The organism is Sodalis sp. RH20, from assembly GCF_047324205.1.
Taxonomy (GTDB): Bacteria; Pseudomonadota; Gammaproteobacteria; order Enterobacterales; family Enterobacteriaceae; genus Acerihabitans.
The window spans coordinates 2705517-2721899 of record NZ_CP178733.1; the positions used below are offsets into that span (position 1 = coordinate 2705517).

A 16383-nucleotide genomic window follows, 5' to 3' on the forward strand; every position below is an offset into this window, starting at 1 on the left:
TCAAGACGGTCTCCCGCCTATCCTCGCCCAAATGTACCGCTGCGAAACACTACGCCACGCCTTTTGGTCCGACCAATAACAAAAAAATTGTGACTATTGCAGGCAAATCAATAAAAAAGCCCATGAAGCGTTGCTATTTGTTATCGATTCATTAATTTTATGTATCAAGAGAATTGCTTAAATGTTTTGGTAGGACCAATTTTGTGTAACAGCCAGCCCGTTGGCGACCATTTCATTCACATTTTTTTCATGACCAAGGCCAAGTTTGCTGTCTGCGCCAACCCTATTCGCCGGGCAGGACGCGCCCGGGCGGCCCGGCGCATACCCACCGACGGACATCGAGTCACAGGAGAGCATGACATGCCAATCTGGCCACAAAATTACGACCCGCTCGGCAATATCTGGCTATCGAGCCTGGTCGCCGTGATTCCCATCGCGTTTTTCTTTTTTGCGCTGATTAAATTACGCCTGAAAGGCTACCTGGCGGGCACTATTACCACCATCCTGGCCCTGCTGGTGGCGCTGCTGTTGTTCCGCATGCCGCTCGATCGGGCGCTGGCCTCGGTGGTTTACGGCTTTTTCTACGGCTTATGGCCGATTGCATGGATTATCATCGCCGCCGTTTTTGTCTATAAGATTTCCGTCAAGACCGGCCAGTTCGATATCATCCGCTCCTCTATTTTGTCGGTTACCCCCGATCAGCGCCTGCAAATGATGATTGTCGGTTTTTGTTTCGGCGCGTTCCTGGAGGGGGCCGCCGGATTTGGCGCGCCGGTGGCCATTACCGCCGCGCTGCTGGTGGGGCTGGGTTTTAAGCCGCTGTACGCCGCCGGCTTATGCCTGATCGCCAATACCGCGCCGGTGGCCTTCGGCGCCATGGGCGTGCCGATTATCGTCGCCGGGCAAGTGGCCAATATCGACCCCTTTACTATCGGGCAAATGGTCGGCAGACAGTTGCCGTTCCTGACCATTATCGTGCTGTTTTGGATCATGGCGATCATGGACGGCTGGCGCGGGATCCGGGAAACCTGGCCCGCGGTCCTGGTGGCGGGGATCTCCTTCGCCCTGGCCCAGTATCTGAGCTCGAATTTCATCGGGCCCGAGCTGCCGGATATTATCGCCTCGCTGGTATCGCTGGTATGCCTGACCCTGTTCCTGCGCGTCTGGCATCCGGCGCACATCTTCCGGTTCAGCGACGGCGGCCAGCCGGCCCAGCCGGCACCGGCCGTGACCTATACGGCCGGGCAAATCGTCCGCGCCTGGATGCCGTTTATTTTCCTGACCGCCACGGTAACCCTCTGGAGCGTGCCGCCGTTTAAAGCGCTGTTTGCCGCCGGCGGCCCGCTGCAAAGCTGGGTGGTAAGCATTTCCGTGCCCTTCCTGGATAAGCTGGTGGCAAAAACGCCGCCGGTGGTGGCGACGTTCCTGCCGTACCCGGCGGTGTATAAGTTCGACTGGCTCTCGGCCACCGGCACCGCCATTATGGTGGCGGCCTTTATCTCGATCGCCTATCTGCGCATGAAGCCGCGCGCGGCGCTGGCGACATTTAAAGAGACCCTGCGGGATCTGGCGCTGCCTATCTACTCCATCGGCATGGTGCTGGCCTTTGCCTTTATTTCCAATTATTCCGGCCTGTCCGCGACGCTGGCCCTGGCCCTGGCGCATACCGGCCGGGCGTTTACCTTTTTCTCGCCGTTCCTCGGCTGGCTGGGCGTATTCCTTACCGGGTCCGACACCGCCTCGAACGCCTTGTTCGCCGCGCTACAGGCCACCACCGCGCAGCAGATCGGCGTATCCGACGTGCTGCTGGTGGCGGCCAATACCACCGGCGGCGTCACCGGCAAAATGATTTCGCCGCAGTCCATCGCCATCGCCTGCGCGGCGGCGGGGCTGGTGGGCCATGAGCCGGATTTATTTCGCTTTACGGTGAAGCACAGCCTGATTTTTTGCAGTATCGTCGGGGCTATCACTACCCTGCAGGCGTATATTTTGCCTTGGATGATCCCATGACCTTACCTGATGATATCCGCGTGGCCGACCATATCGCCCTGCGTCTCAAGCAGTTGATAGCGGAGCGCGGGCTGGCCGCGGGCATGCGCCTGCCGGCCGAGCGCCAGCTGGCATCCCAGCTTGGCGTATCGCGCTCATCGGTACGCGAGGCCATCCAGCAACTCAGCAGCCAGGGGTGGGTGGTCAGCCGTCGCGGCGGCGGCACCTACGTTCAGGATGATTTTCATCAATGGTCCGGGCAGCGCATCGTCCTGCCGCTGAAAATGCTGATGGCCGAGGATCCTGATTATCGTTATGACGTACTGGAAGCGCGGCTGGCTATCGAGGCCAGCACCGCATGGCACGCTGCGCGGCGCGCCACCGACACCGACAGGGAGCGGCTGCGGGTGTGTTTTGACGCCACGCTGCGGGTCAGCGAGAGCGACGATCCCGATCTGGCCGCGCAGGCCGACGTGCGTTTTCACCTGGCCATTGCCGAGGCCTCGCACAACCTGGTGCTTTTGCAAACCATGCGCGGTTTGTTCGAGCTGCTGCAATCCTCGGTAATGCAAAGCCGGCGGCGCATGTATACGGTGCCGGTGATTTTCGCCAAATTAACCGAACAACACCATGAATTGCTGCAGGCCATACTGGCCGGCGACCCCGAACGCGCGCGCAGCGCGGCGATAACACATCTGGAGTGCGTCCATACCACGCTGAAAGCCCTGCACGAAGACGAAGCCCGGCAGGCGCGCGTTACCCGCCTGGCTTATCAGGATACCGACACCGACATGATGCGAGAACAGGATACATGATCATTTCAGCTGCAACCGATTATCGCGCGGCGGCCCAACGTAAGCTGCCGCCCTTTTTGTTTCACTACCTGGACGGCGGCGCCTACGCCGAATACACCTTAAGGCGCAATGTCGAGGACCTGGCGCAGGTGGCGCTCAGGCAACGGGTGCTCAGGAATATGTCGCAGCTGAGCCTGGAGACGACGCTGTTCGGCCAGCGGCTCGCCATGCCGGTCGCCCTCGCCCCGGTCGGACTTTGCGGCATGTATGCCCGGCGCGGCGAGGTCCAGGCCGCCAGGGCCGCCGCAAGCAAGGGCATCCCCTTTACGCTGTCCACCGTCTCGGTCGGCACCATCGAGGAGGTCTCTTCCGCCATAAAACAGCCGATGTGGTTCCAGCTCTATGTGCTCAAGGACCGCGGCTTTATGCGCAACGCGCTGGAGCGCGCCAAGGCCGCGGGTTGCTCGACGCTGGTGTTCACGGTGGACATGCCGGTTCCCGGCGCCCGCTACCGCGATGCCCACTCGGGCATGAGCGGGCCGAACGCGGCGCTGCGCCGCTATCTGCAGGCGATAACCCATCCCGCCTGGGCCTGGGATGTCGGGGTGCGCGGACGTCCCCACGTGCTCGGCAATATCTCCGCGTATGTGGGCAAACCCACCGGCCTGGAAGACTATATCGGCTGGCTGGCGAAAAACTTCGATCCGTCCATCTCCTGGAGCGACCTGGAATGGATCCGGGAATTCTGGCAGGGCCCCATGATCATCAAAGGCATACTTGACCCGGAGGATGCCCGGGACGCGGTACGCTTCGGCGCGGACGGCATCGTGGTGTCCAACCACGGAGGACGCCAGCTCGACGGCGTGCTCTCCTCCACCCGCGCGTTGCCCGCCATCGCCGACGCGGTCAAAGGCGATATCGCTATCCTCGCCGACAGCGGCATTCGCAACGGCCTCGACGTGGTGCGCATGATTGCGCTGGGCGCCGACACCGTGCTGCTGGGGCGCGCGTATATCTATGCCCTGGCAACGGCAGGGGAACAGGGGGTGGCCAACCTGCTCACGCTTATCGACAAGGAAATGCGCGTGGCCATGACCCTCACCGGCGCCCGCGCCATCGCCGAGATCACGCGCGAGTCGCTGGTCCGGCATTCTATCGATTAATGATTTCCGGCGGGATCGGCTCGCCATGGTATTTTTGATAAATAGCGTTCAGTTTGCCGTTTTTCAGATTGGCGGCAATCCACTCGTCCAGTTTGGCTTTCAGCTCCGGCTGCCCTTTCGGCACCCCGATCGCCAAATCGAACACCTGCAGGGTCATTTTCGGCTCAAACGCCAGCTTCGGGTTCTGTTTTTTTATCTGGTTAACCAAGGTGGCCGAAGTCGCCACCGCAAAAGCCTGCCCGCTCACCGCGGCAGTCACAAGCGTCGCGTCGTCGTCATAACGCTGCACGGTAAAACCCCGTTTTGCCGCTTCCGTACTCAGCTGCGTATCCTGGGTGGTACCGCGCGTCACGGTAATCGCTTTACCTTTCAGGTCGTCCCAGCCGCCGATTTTCGTCGCCGCGGGCGCGCCGATAACCGACCGCAATCCGGCATAAGCGCGTGTAAAATCGATTACCTGCGCCCGCTGCGGCGTTACCGACAGGGTTGATATGACGATATCCGCCTTACCCGTTTGCAGATTGGGGATCCGCGTCGGACCGGTGGTCTCGATAAACTGCAGTTTCAACCCCCAATCCTGCGCCAGCAACTGCGCGGTTTCCACATCCGACCCTATCGGCTTCAGGCTGGCGTCCAGCATCCCGGAAGGGGGAATGGACAAATCAGTCGCCACCCGTAGCGTGCCCCGCTCCTTGATCTCCTGCCAGGCGTTGGTCGCCGCCGCGGCGGGATTAAACGCCAGCCACAAAAACAGGGTGCCCAACAAAGCCAATCGTTTCATATATCGCATAGTTTTCTCCAGGGTTACCTGACGGGCCAACGCCGCCGGCTACAGCTCGTTGGCGATAAAATCCTGCAGCGCCGGGGTGGCGGGCTGTTTTAAAATGGCGGCGCCGCCGCTTTCATGCACGGCGCCCTGGTGCATAAACACCACTTTGTCGGCGATGCGCCGGGCAAAATTCATTTCGTGCGTCACCATGATCATGGTCATCCCGCTGCCCGCCAACCGTTCGATAACACGCAGCACTTCTCCGGTCAGCTTGGGATCGAGCGCGGAGGTCACCTCGTCGAACAGCATCACCTTCGGCTTCATGGCCAGCGAACGGGCGATGGCCGCGCGCTGCTGCTGTCCGCCGGAAAGCTGCTCCGGATAGCTATCCGCCTTATCAGCCAGACCCACCTGCTCCAGCACCGAATGCGCCAGGCGCCGCGCGTCGGCTTTCGATTGTTTTTTAACCGACATCGGCCCCAGCGTGATATTTTGCTCAATGGTGAGATGGGGAAACAGGTTATAACTCTGGAACACAATGCCGACATCCTGACGCAGCTTACGCAGGTCAAGATGGGGATCCTCGACGCGATGGCCGCACACCTCGATGCTGCCGCCGTTAATCTTCTCCAGCCGATCGATACAGCGCAGCGCGGTGCTTTTCCCCGACCCGCTGGCGCCAATCAACGCCACCACCTGCCCCCGATCCACGGAAAAAGACACATCGTTAAGCACCGGCACCGCGCCAAAGCTTTTTTGCACCTTATCAAGCACGATAATCGACATAATGATTTCCTTTAACGCTTAGGCCATTCTGGTCAGCGCCGCGTTTTGCCGCGCCGTTTTTTTAACCATGGCGCGGCGTTCAAGCCTGCGGCTTAATACCGACACCGGAAAACACAGGCAAAAATAGAGCAAAGAGACAATCAGATAGGTAATAAACGGCTCGAAGATCGAGTTATTGATAAGCTGACCGGCCCGCGCCAGCTCGACAAAACCCACCACCGACGCCAGGGACGTATTTTTGATGATCTGCACCGAAAATCCCACGGTGGGCGGCGTCGCCAGCCGCACGGCCTGCGGCAGTATCACCTTGAACAGGCGCTGGGCGCGGGACAGCGCCAGGCATTCCGCCGCTTCCCACTGCGCGCGCGGCACCGCCTGCAGGCAGCCGCGCCAGATTTCCCCCAGGTAAGCGCTGGCGTACAGGGTCAGCGACACCCCGGCGGCAAACAACGGGGAAATACTGAAACCCAGCGACGGCAGGCCGAAATAAATCATAAACATAATGATAAGCAGCGGCGTGCCCTGGATAAGCTGGACATAGGCGCTCACCAGAAAACGCACGCCGCGCAGCGGCGCGATACGCCCCAGGGCCACCAGGAAACCGACCAGGCCGCCGCCGCCGAAGGCCATCAGCGACAGGATCAGGGTCCAGAAGGCGCCCTGCAGCAGGAACTGGATATGCGCGGGATTAAGGGAAGAATTCATGTCTCGCTCCTCAAAGCGGGGTGCCAAGGCGGCGGCGGCGGGGAAAAGCCGCCAGCCCCACCAGCCAGAACGCAAATCGCATCAGGAACGACAGGGCCAGGTAAATACCGGCGACGACAAAAAAGGTTTCAAACGGCCGGTAGGTCTCCGACTGGATAAAATTGGCCGTGGCGGTCAGTTCCTCCGTCGAAATCTGCGACGTCACCGACGAGGCGAGCATCAACAGAATAAACTGGCTGGTCAGCGACGGATAAACCCGTTCTATCGCCGGACGCAGCGCCACATGCCAATATTGCTGCCAGGTGGATAACCCCAGCGTTTCCGCCGCTTCCCATTGCCCCGGATGGATGGACTCAAAGCCGGCGCGCATGATCTCCGCCGTATAGGCGCCGACGTTTATCGTCAGCGCGATCACCGAGACGGTGAACGCCGTAAACGAAAAACCCAGGCTGGACAACCCGAAATACACCAGGAAGATCTGCACCAGAAACGGCGTATTGCGAATGGCTTCGATATACACCCCCGCGATACGGGAACACCAGGCACACTCGGAACGGCGCGCCACCGCGCATAAGGTGCCTATCAGAAAACCGAAAACGGTGGTGATGACCGCCAGCTCGGCGGTGAGCAGCGCGCCGTCCCTCAGCATCTGCCATTGCGTGAATATCGCCGTGAAATCAAGCTTCATAACCCGCTACCTATTTTGTCGCCGCCGCCGTTTCCCGCCCGGTGATCCGGTCGTAAACCCTGAACAGCGCCTGGTTGCCGTTAGATCCCTCGCCGTGGGCCTGCGCGTCCTGGTATTGCGTCGCCACCAGCGCGGTGGCCGGCAGCGGCACCGGACGCTCTCGCGCCGCGTCCAGCACCAGACGCAAATCCTTCATCATCAAATCGATGCGAAAGCCGGCGGAGGTATCGCCCCCGATCATGGCCGTGCCCAGTTTGTCGAGCATCCAGGACGCCGCCGACCCCCCCAGCAGCACCTCGCGCATCTGGCCAAGATCGATACCATAGGCGCGCCCCAGCGCCAGCGCCTCGCAAATGGCCTGGATATTGATGGCGCATATCAGCTGGTTGCACAGTTTCACCGTTTGACCGGCGCCGGATTGCCCGACATGGTTAATGGTGGTGCCCATTGCCCGCAGAAAGGGTACGGCGCGGGCGAATCCCGCGGCGTCGCCGCCGACCATAATGCTCAGGGCGGCGTTTTTCGCCCCCGCCGGCCCGCCGGATACCGGCGCGTCCAGCATGATCACGCCCTGCGCCGCCAGCGCCCGGCTCATGGCGCGCGTCGCCTCCGGCGCGATAGTACTCATATCCACGTAGAGGCCGCCGCGCGGAGGGCACGCCAACAGTCCCCCGTCGCCCCGCACCACGTCTTCCACCTGCGGCGTGTCGGGCAGCATGGAGATCACGATATCGGCGTCGGCGGTGGCGTGCGCCATATCCCGCGCCGGCTGTACCCCATACGCCGCCAGCGCCGCAACGGCCGCCGGCAGCACATCATAGGCGCGCACGCTAAAGCCGGCCTGGGCGAGGTTACGCGCCATCTCGCGTCCCATGACGCCCAGGCCGAGGAAACCGACGTTGCCTTTTGGTGTTAAATCATTCATGTGATTGCCTCCCCCAGGATCAGTCCTGCTGTTCAAGACGGTTAAGTTTGTCGACCCGGCGGACAAAGTCCTCATCACGGACAAACCGGGCCTGCAAAAACGCGTCGACCAAATCGCGCGCCAGCCACGATCCGACGATTTGCGCGCCCATGCACATCACATTGACATCATCGTGCTCCACCCCCTGGTGCGCTGAATGGATGTCGTGGCACACGGCGGCGCGGATGCCGTTGATTTTGTTGGCGGCGATCACCGCGCCCACGCCGGTGCCGCACACCAGGAGGCCTCGGCGCCCGGCGTCCTGGCGCACCTTAGCGCACAAGGCATGGGCGATATCGGGAAAGTCGACCGGGTCGGGCGTGTGGCTGCCGATGTCGTCCACCTCATGGCCGGCGGCACGCAGCCAGTCGGCCAGTTCCAGCTTCAGCCGGAAGCCGGCGTGATCGCTGCCAATAACGATATTCATTCGGGTTTCCTTCTGCGGTCGTGGTTTAGTCGGTAAAAGGCGCCGCGCCTGCCATGCGGATGGTGGCGCGGCGGCGAAAGTCCGCGCCGATCTCGAAATGGCGGGCCAGCAGTTCGTCGGCGCGCGCTTCGTCGCGCCCGACGATGGCGGCAAAAATAAGCCGGTGGTGATCGATCAGGAACTCCTCGATGCCGTCCACCTGGATAATCTGTTCACGCCGGTCCAGGTGCGAACGCATCATCAGCGCGCTGATGGACTGGTAAATACTGATAAGCGTCGCCGAGCCGGACGCCAGCACGATAGCTTCATGAAAGTGGAAATCCGCCAGGCCGCCGACTTCCGGGGTATGGATAGTGTCGATGATGGCGCGCAGGCATTCGGCCAGCCGATCGTAATCCCCTTGCGTGGCCCGGCGGCATGCCAGGCGCACCGCCTGCCGTTCAATGGCAATACGCGCCTGCATCACGTCGTCAATCACATCCGCCTGATGGGCCAGTACAAAGGTGAAAAATTCACCCAGAATCGACACGCTGGGTTTTTTCACCACCGTGCCGATACCATGGCGGATCTCCACCGCGCCAATCATCGCCAGGGCGCGCAAGGCCTCGCGCAGCACCGGCCGGCTTACGCCGAGCCGGGCGGAAAGCTCACGCTCCGGCAGCAGGCAGTCCCCCGCCTTGAGCTCCCCCGACAGCAGTTGCTCGCGCAGAAATCCGACGACCCGATCGTAGCCGTTGCCGGTGTCCTGTTTCCCGTTCCCGCGTTTAATCGTCATCTGTCATTCATCAGCCTTAACCAGTGGTAATACCAATGGTAGATATGTTAATGAAAGATTAATGTGATGTTATTCACAGTTGCTTTTTGGTCAATAAGATGGCGATCACAGATTTGCCGCGAAAACGGAAAAGGGGAAATTCAGGCCGTGGTGCGGCGTATTAGGCGATATTGGCGAAGCGGGGGCGGTTAATGCTGCGCCAGGATCGTCGTCAGCAGGCCGGGGAAGCGGTCCTGCATATCATCGCTGCGCAGCGTATTGATGTGCGTGGTGCCGACATTATGGGTATAGACCAGCCCGGCATCGCGCAGCACGCGGAAATGATGGGAAACGCTGGATTTGGGGCGGCCGCCGTCCAGTTCGCCGCAGCTGGCCTCGCCCAACTGAGCCAGGCGGCGCACGATGTCCAGGCGCAACGGGTCGCTCAAGGCGTAAAGCACGCGTTCGAGAGCGAATTCATTTATCGACGGATGTTTAAAGGGGCGCATGGGGCGACTATAGCAAACGGCTTGTCAAAAAGCCATAATTCGAATATTATCGAATTACAGAATAAGGCTACAGTAAATCATCGCGCCAACAAATACAGGAACCCGAACCATGTCAGCACTCTTTCAACCCTTTAAACTCAAGGATGTTACGCTGCGCAACCGCATCGCGGTGCCGCCCATGTGCATGTATTCCGCCGATGAAGGCCTGATCAACGACTGGCACCAGGTCCATCTGGCCGCCCTCGCCCGCGGCGGCGCCGGGCTGGTGATCGTCGAGGCCACCGCGGTCTCCCCCGAGGGGCGTATCACCCCAGGCTGCGCCGGCATCTGGAACGATACCCTGGCCCAGGCCTTTGTGCCGGTGGTGCGGGCCATCAAAGCGGCGGGCGCGGTGCCCGGCATCCAGATCGGCCATGCCGGCCGCAAGGCCAGCGCTAACCGGCCCTGGGAGGGCGATGACCATATCGCCGAGAGCGACCCGCGCGGCTGGCAGACCATTGCGCCGTCCGCCATCGCTTTTGGCGCCAATTTGCCGAAAGTGCCCAAGGCCATGACGCTTGACGATATCGCCCGGGTGCGTGATGATTTCGTGGCCGCCGCCCGCCGGGCGCGCGACGCCGGATTCGAATGGCTGGAGCTGCATTTCGCCCACGGCTACCTGGCCCAGAGCTTCTTCTCGACCCATTCCAACCAGCGCGACGACCAGTACGGCGGCAGCGCCGTTAACCGCGGCCGTTTCCTGCTGGAAACCCTGGCGGCGGTACGCGAAGTCTGGCCGGAACATTTGCCGCTGACCGCCCGGTTCGGCGTGCTGGAGTTCGACGGGCGCGACGAGCAGACTCTGACTGAATCCATTGATCTGATCAAGCGCTTTAAACAGGCCGGCCTGGATATGCTCAGCGTCAGCATCGGGTTCTCCACCCCCGACGCCACTATTCCCTGGGGACCGGCTTTTATGGGCCCGATCGCCAAGCGGGTGCGCGGGGACGCGGATATCCCGGTCGCCTCCGCCTGGGGATTCGGTACGCCGGACCTGGCCGAAAAAGCCGTTCAGGACCAGCAATTGGATCTGGTCATGGTGGGCAAGGCCCATCTGGCCAATCCCCACTGGAGTTATTACGCCGCCCGTGAACTGAAGATTGAACGTCCCTCCTGGACGCTGCCCGCCCCCTACGCCCACTGGCTGGAAAGATACTGACGCCGGCGCTAACCGTCGTCCCGGCATCAGGGCGGCGGTTAGCCTGAGAGCGGCAATTCCTGATGCAGCGCGGTGCGTGGTGTGCCCACCCGTGGTGCATCCTCTCCCTCCATGGCGGTTGCCTTAATGATATCCCCGGCATTGACGGCCGGGCACTTCGCACGCCCGCAACAAATCCCCTGAAATTCCAGTCATCTGCAACGTTCGATTAAAAAAAGAGCGAACCAATAAAAAATTGGTTCGATTTGTGCTTGATGGTGATGAAAGGTAATGAGTGATGGCGTGCGTTCCGGCGGAACAGCGCGCCATCAGGGCGTTATCGACACGATTATGGCAAATCAGGGTGTGAGTCATGACAAAACAGCCGTCGTCCTTCTCCGCGCTGGAACAGCTGCGCGCGCTGATCCTGCTACACCCCGCGCCTGAGCTGCCGCTGCCCACTGAGCGGGAGCTGGCGCAACGCTATCAGGTCGGGCGCCGGGAGATCCGCCGCGCGCTGGACGTACTGGAGATGGAAGGCAGGGTGTGGCGCAAACAGGGCAAGGGCACCTTCCTGGGTCCCGATGCCCCATCGCAACCGCTGGTGCTGCAGGGCTTGCCGCGCCAATCGACGCTGCTGGAGGTGATGGAAGCCCGTCTGCAGCTGGAGCCGGGGCTGGCGCGCCTGGCCGCCATGCGCGCCACGCCGGAACAGCTGGCGCTGATGGCGCGCCTCCAGGAGCGGATGCAGGTGCTGGCAACCGATGACAGCGATCAGCACGAACTGTGGGACAGCGCCTTCCACCGGACGCTGGCCGAAGCAGCAGGCAACCGGCTGCTGCTCGGCCTGTTTGACGCGCTGGACGCCATACGCCGCGACGACAGCTGGCGCCATCAGCGCGAGAAGGCGCGCAACCCGGCGCGGCTGGACAACTATAACCGGCAGCACCAGCGCCTGATCCGCTATCTCCAGGCCCGCCGGCCCGAGGAGGCCGCCGCCGTCATGACCGAACATCTTCTGGCGCTGCAACAGGCGCTGATCACTGTCCTGTCCATCGACAAGGAGCCTCAAGCCTGATGACGATCCCCATATCCCCCGCGCCGCCGGTGCTGAATATCGCCCATCTGCGGGTGCGCTTCCACGGCTCGCCGGCCAGCGTGCTCGACGATATCTCGCTACATATCCAGCCGGGGGAGACCCTGGCGCTGGTGGGCGAATCCGGCTGCGGCAAAAGCGTCACCTCGCTGGCGTTAATGGGCTTATTGCCCGACAGCGCCCGTATCGACCAGGGGGAACTGTATTTTAACCAACACGACCTGCGCGCCCTGTCGCCGCGGCAATACGCCAACCTGCGCGGCAATCAGCTGGCCATGATTTTCCAGGAGCCGATGACGTCCCTTAATCCGGCGTTTACCCTGGGCGACCAATTGGCGGAGGCGGTGATGCGGCACCAGGGCGGCAGCTATCGCCAGGCCATGGCGCGCGCCGGGGAGATGCTGGCTTTGGTGCAGATTCCGGCGCCGGAGCTGCGCCTGAAGTCGTATCCGCACCAGCTTTCAGGCGGCATGCGCCAGCGGGTGATGATCGCCATGGCGCTGATCAACCGGCCGCAATTGCTGATTGCCGACGAACCCACCACCGCCCTGGATGTCACTATCCAGGCCGGTATCCTCAGCCTGCTTAACCAAATCAAGCAGGACACCGGCACCGCCATTTTACTGATTACCCACGATCTCGGCGTGGTGGCGGAAGTGGCGCAGCAGGTGGCGGTCATGTACGCCGGCCAAATTGTCGAAACCGGCAGCGTGGACGACATTTTCAGCGACCCGCAGCATCCCTACACCATCGGACTGATGGCCTCGATGCCCAGCCTGTCGGCCCGCATCGGCAAGTTGGCCACCATTCCGGGGTCGGTGCCCACCGCGGATGCCATGCCCGCCGGCTGCCGCTTCGCTACCCGCTGTCCGTTCGCCGACGAACGCTGCCACCGTTCCCGGCCCGATCTGCGTCCGGTCGCCGCAGGCCATGAGGCCGCGTGTTTTTACGCGCCGCTTGAACACCATTTCGCGCCGGGAGCCAGAGCATGAGCCAGCCGATCCTTGAAAGCGTGGCATTGACGAAAATTTTTCAGGGCCCTAAAGGCCTGTTTACCCGCCAGCGCCAGGTGCACGCGGTGGATCGGGTATCACTGAAGGTCTGGCCGGGCGAAACCCTGGCCATCGTCGGCGAATCCGGCTCCGGCAAATCCACCCTCGGCCGGCTGCTGCTGCGCCTGCTGACGGCCACCGAAGGGCGGGTTTTCTACCAGGGCAATGATATCGGCATGCTGCCCGCCGGGCAGTTGAACCAGCTGCGGCGCGAGCTGCAAATCATTTTCCAGGATCCGTTCGCCTCCCTCAATCCGCGCATGACGGTGGAGGAGATTGTCGGCGAGCCCATCTGGCTGCATGAGCGGATTTCCCGGGCGCAGCGGCGGGAACGGGTGGCCGAACTGCTGCGCATCGTCGGGCTGCCGGCCCTGTACGCCCGGCGCTTTCCCCATGAATTTTCCGGCGGGCAGCGCCAGCGCATCGGCATCGCCCGCGCCCTGGCGTCCAAACCCACGCTGCTGCTGGGGGATGAGCCGGTTTCCGCGCTGGACGTGTCGGTACAGGCGCAGGTGGTCAACCTGCTTGAGAGCCTGAAAGAACAGTTCGGCCTGACCCTGATCGTGGTGGCGCACGGACTGGCGGTGATCCGCCATATGAGCGATCGCGTCGCGGTGATGTACCTGGGGCAAATCGTCGAAATCGCCGCCGCCGATGATATTTTCGATCAACCGCTGCACCCCTATACCCGGGCGCTGATTGCTTCAGCGCCCCAGTTAACCCCAGGCGGCCGGCACCCCGGACCGCTGCTGACGGGGGATTTGCCCAACCCGTCGCAGCCGCCGTCGGGATGCCGTTTCCATACCCGTTGTCCCCACGTCAGGGACGTCTGCCGGCAGCATGAACCGCCGCTGGAACCCGCCGGCGATCGGCGCCAGGTGGCGTGTCACCGCTGGCGGGAACTGAACAGCGATCGCAGCGTTATCGTCATGGCGCCGCCGTCGGCGGCTTTCCTGCGGCGGCGCGCGCTGTTTGTCGACGCCGCGGCCCGTAAACCCTAACTGCCACAAGGAATCTATGCTCATGAACTCCCGTCACAAGCTTTATACCGCGCTGAGTGGTTTGGTGTTGCTTGGCGTCAGCGGCCAGCCGTATGCCGAAAGCATTTTACGTATCGGTCTGGGCAGCGACCCCGACATGCTCGATCCCCACCTGGCCCGGACCTATTATGGCCGATTTGTCTTCGCCGCCATGTGCGACCGGCTGGTGGATGTGGATGAAAAGCTGCAGGTGGTGCCCGGCCTCGCCACCGACTGGCAGTACAGCGATGACGGCAAAACCCTGACCATGAACCTGCGCCAGGGCGTGACGTTTCAGGATGGCGAAGCCTTTAACGCGCAGGCGGTGAAATTTAATATCGATCGTGCGCTGACCCTGCCGGGATCGCTGCGCAAAAGCGAACTGTCCTCGGTGGCGTCCGTCGAGGCCACCGGCCCCTATAGCGTGACGTTTCACCTGAAGAACGCCGACGCCGCGCTGCTCTCCCAGCTCACCGACCGGGCGGGCACCATGCTGGCGCCCCAGGCCGCCGCAAAGGAGAACTTCGCCGCGCACCCGGTATGCTCCGGTCCCTACCAGTTCGACAGCCGGGTGCAGCAGGACCGCATTGTGCTGACGCGCTATGGTAATTACTGGAATAAACAGGCCTACCACTTCGATAAAGTGATTTTTATGCCCATTCCCGACTCCTCGGTGCGCCTGGCCAACCTGCGCGCCGGCGATCTGGATCTGACCGAAGGCATTGCCGCCAGCGATGTGAAAACCGTCGAGGCCAATCCCAGACTCGCCCTGGCCAAGGTGACTGGGCTTGGGTATATGGGGCTGACCTTTAATATCGCCAACGGCAAGGCCAATCCCAGCGATCCGTTTGCCAAGGATGCGCGGGTACGCGAAGCGTTCTCCTTGTCTCTGGATCGCGACGCCATTAACCAGGTGGCCTTCGAGGGGCAATACACCCCGGCTAACCAGCCGTTCTCCACCGTCAGCCCTTACCATGTGGATTTGCCGGTGCCGGCGCGGGATGTGGAGAAAGCCAAATCCCTGCTGGCCGCCGCCGGGGTCGCCACGCCGGTGGAAACCACCCTCCTGGTGGCCAACAGACCGGATGCCCAGCAGGTGGGCCAGGTCATCCAGGCCATGGCCGGCGAAGCCGGGTTTAATGTCCATTTGCAAACCTCTGAATTCGCCACGCTGCTGGATCGCCAGCAGCGGGGAGATTTCCAGGTCAGCATGTCGGGCTGGTCCGGCCGTCCGGATCCGGACGGCAGCATCTATTCGTTTATCCACAGCAAAGGCAACCTGAACGACGGGCGCTACAGCAACCCGCAGGTGGACGATTGGCTGCAACAAGCCCGCGCCACCTCCGACCAGGCCAAACGCAAAGTCCTTTATAGCCAGGTGGTGGCGCAGTTGCAGCAGGATATGCCGCTGGCCTATCTGTATTTCGAGCCGCGCATTTTCGGCATGACGAAAAAAATAACGGGATTCAAACCCTATCCCGACGGGTTGATCCGCCTGGCGGGTATGCAACTGGCGCCGTAGCGCGTCGAGAATCCGGGAGCGATGATGTTAGAACTGATTGGCAAGCGCGTATTGCTGGCGATACCCACCCTGTTTTTGGTCAGTATTATGGTGTTTTCGCTGCAAAAACTGCTGCCGGGCGACCCGGTGGTGGCCATGGCCGGCGAAGAGCGCGACCCGGCGGTAATCGCCATGTTGCGCGCTAAATACCGCCTGGACGACCCCATTCCCGCCCAGTATTTTTACTGGCTGCGCGACGCGCTGCAGGGCAACCTGGGCATTTCGCTGCGCACCCAGGAACCGGTGACCACGCTTATCGCCAGCAAGCTGCCCGTGACCGTCGAACTGACGCTGCTGTCGATGATCATCGCCATGGCGCTCGGCATCACCACCGGTATTATCGCGGCGGTGCGCCGGGGAACCTGGGTGGATTACAGCGCCAACTTTATCGCCTTGTCCGGCATCTCCATCCCCAACTTCTGGCTGGGGGTGCTGCTGATCCTGCTGTTTTCCGTCAAGCTGCAGTGGCTGCCGGCCTCGGGGTTCGTGCCGCTGACCGAAGACCTGGCGCAAAACCTGCGCACCCTGCTGCTGCCGGCGTTGGTGCTCGGCACCGGGCTGGCGGCGACGCTGATGCGCCATACCCGGGCGGCGATGATCGCCGTGCTGAAAGCGGACTATATCCGCACCGCCAAGGCCAAGGGCCTGCTGCCCGGGCGGGTGATCCTCAAACACGCGCTGCGCAATGCGCTGGTGCCCATCGTCACTCTCACCACCCTGCTGTTTGGCGAGCTGCTTGGCGGCGCGGTGCTTACCGAGCAGGTCTTCACCATACCGGGATTCGGCAAGATGATTGTCGATTCGGTGTTCAACCGCGATTACGCGGTGGTGCAGGGGGTGGTGCTGGTGGTGGCGATGGCTTTCCTGCTGCTTAACCTGGTGGCCGACGTGCTATACGTGCTGATCAATCCGCGCATGAGAGGAGAATAA

At 61.9% G+C, this 16383-nt stretch carries 17 protein-coding genes; 9 read left to right on the top strand and 8 right to left on the bottom strand.

Translation table 11 applies throughout. The features are described from left to right. The first annotated feature begins 360 nt into the window (after positions 1 to 360). The 3 genes from lldP to lldD are packed head-to-tail and all read left to right on the top strand — an operon-like array spanning position 361 to position 3946. Positions 361 to 2010, top strand: a complete 1650-nt coding sequence (gene lldP / locus ACL2XM_RS12505) for an L-lactate permease (protein WP_410015604.1) — start codon at positions 361 to 363, stop codon at positions 2008 to 2010. Further along, positions 2007 to 2804, top strand: a complete 798-nt coding sequence (gene lldR, locus ACL2XM_RS12510; RefSeq protein WP_410015605.1) for a transcriptional regulator LldR — start codon at positions 2007 to 2009, stop codon at positions 2802 to 2804. The genes lldP and lldR overlap by 4 nt, the downstream gene beginning before the upstream one ends. Then, positions 2801 to 3946: an FMN-dependent L-lactate dehydrogenase LldD gene (gene lldD, locus ACL2XM_RS12515; protein WP_413733065.1), complete on the top strand. Its 1146-nt coding sequence runs from the start codon at positions 2801 to 2803 to the stop codon at positions 3944 to 3946. The genes lldR and lldD overlap by 4 nt, the downstream gene beginning before the upstream one ends. Here the strand turns inward: lldD and ACL2XM_RS12520 are convergent. The 8 genes from ACL2XM_RS12520 to ACL2XM_RS12555 form a co-directional block, all read right to left on the bottom strand. Continuing rightward, entirely contained in the window at positions 3936 to 4736 is an 801-nt protein-coding gene (locus tag ACL2XM_RS12520) for a transporter substrate-binding domain-containing protein (protein ID WP_410015607.1), read from the bottom strand. The genes lldD and ACL2XM_RS12520 overlap by 11 nt on opposite strands. 39 nt (positions 4737 to 4775) lie before the next feature. Next, positions 4776 to 5501, bottom strand: coding sequence for an amino acid ABC transporter ATP-binding protein (locus tag ACL2XM_RS12525; RefSeq protein WP_410015608.1), 726 nt, complete (start codon positions 5499 to 5501; stop codon positions 4776 to 4778). 18 nt (positions 5502 to 5519) lie between these two features. Then, positions 5520 to 6206: an amino acid ABC transporter permease gene (locus ACL2XM_RS12530; protein WP_413722510.1), complete on the bottom strand. Its 687-nt coding sequence runs from the start codon at positions 6204 to 6206 to the stop codon at positions 5520 to 5522. 10 nt (positions 6207 to 6216) lie between these two features. Then, positions 6217 to 6894 (bottom strand): amino acid ABC transporter permease, encoded by a 678-nt coding sequence (locus ACL2XM_RS12535; RefSeq protein WP_410015610.1) that lies wholly within the window; start codon positions 6892 to 6894, stop codon positions 6217 to 6219. A gap of 10 nt (positions 6895 to 6904) precedes the next feature. Beyond that, on the bottom strand, positions 6905 to 7819 hold the full coding sequence (locus ACL2XM_RS12540) for an NAD(P)-dependent oxidoreductase (protein WP_413733068.1): 915 nt from the start codon (positions 7817 to 7819) through the stop codon (positions 6905 to 6907). 19 nt (positions 7820 to 7838) lie between these two features. After that, complete coding sequence (locus ACL2XM_RS12545) at positions 7839 to 8285, bottom strand: RpiB/LacA/LacB family sugar-phosphate isomerase (RefSeq protein ID WP_410015612.1); 447 nt, start codon at positions 8283 to 8285, stop codon at positions 7839 to 7841. A gap of 25 nt (positions 8286 to 8310) precedes the next feature. Further along, positions 8311 to 9060 (bottom strand): FadR/GntR family transcriptional regulator, encoded by a 750-nt coding sequence (locus ACL2XM_RS12550; RefSeq protein WP_410015613.1) that lies wholly within the window; start codon positions 9058 to 9060, stop codon positions 8311 to 8313. Positions 9061 to 9248: 188 nt separating this feature from the next. After that, positions 9249 to 9548 (bottom strand): ArsR/SmtB family transcription factor, encoded by a 300-nt coding sequence (locus tag ACL2XM_RS12555; protein WP_410015614.1) that lies wholly within the window; start codon positions 9546 to 9548, stop codon positions 9249 to 9251. Between the two features lie 109 nt (positions 9549 to 9657). On the opposite strand from ACL2XM_RS12555, the gene ACL2XM_RS12560 reads away from it, so the two are divergent. From ACL2XM_RS12560 to ACL2XM_RS12585, 6 genes are all read left to right on the top strand, one after another. Continuing rightward, positions 9658 to 10746 (top strand): NADH:flavin oxidoreductase/NADH oxidase, encoded by a 1089-nt coding sequence (locus ACL2XM_RS12560; protein ID WP_413733070.1) that lies wholly within the window; start codon positions 9658 to 9660, stop codon positions 10744 to 10746. A gap of 352 nt (positions 10747 to 11098) precedes the next feature. Further along, positions 11099 to 11803: a FadR/GntR family transcriptional regulator gene (locus tag ACL2XM_RS12565; RefSeq protein ID WP_413733071.1), complete on the top strand. Its 705-nt coding sequence runs from the start codon at positions 11099 to 11101 to the stop codon at positions 11801 to 11803. Further along, on the top strand, positions 11800 to 12813 hold the full coding sequence (locus ACL2XM_RS12570; RefSeq protein WP_413733222.1) for an ABC transporter ATP-binding protein: 1014 nt from the start codon (positions 11800 to 11802) through the stop codon (positions 12811 to 12813). Before ACL2XM_RS12565 ends, ACL2XM_RS12570 begins: the two co-directional genes overlap by 4 nt. Further along, a complete protein-coding gene (locus tag ACL2XM_RS12575) occupies positions 12810 to 13874 on the top strand; it encodes an ABC transporter ATP-binding protein (RefSeq protein WP_413733072.1) in 1065 nt (354 codons plus the stop codon). Before ACL2XM_RS12570 ends, ACL2XM_RS12575 begins: the two co-directional genes overlap by 4 nt. A gap of 22 nt (positions 13875 to 13896) precedes the next feature. Then, positions 13897 to 15414, top strand: a complete 1518-nt coding sequence (locus ACL2XM_RS12580) for an ABC transporter substrate-binding protein (RefSeq protein WP_413733073.1) — start codon at positions 13897 to 13899, stop codon at positions 15412 to 15414. A 24-nt stretch (positions 15415 to 15438) separates the two neighbouring features. Next, positions 15439 to 16383 carry an ABC transporter permease gene (locus ACL2XM_RS12585; protein WP_413728805.1) on the top strand — a complete coding sequence of 315 codons (945 nt, stop codon included), beginning with the start codon at positions 15439 to 15441 and terminating at the stop codon, positions 16381 to 16383.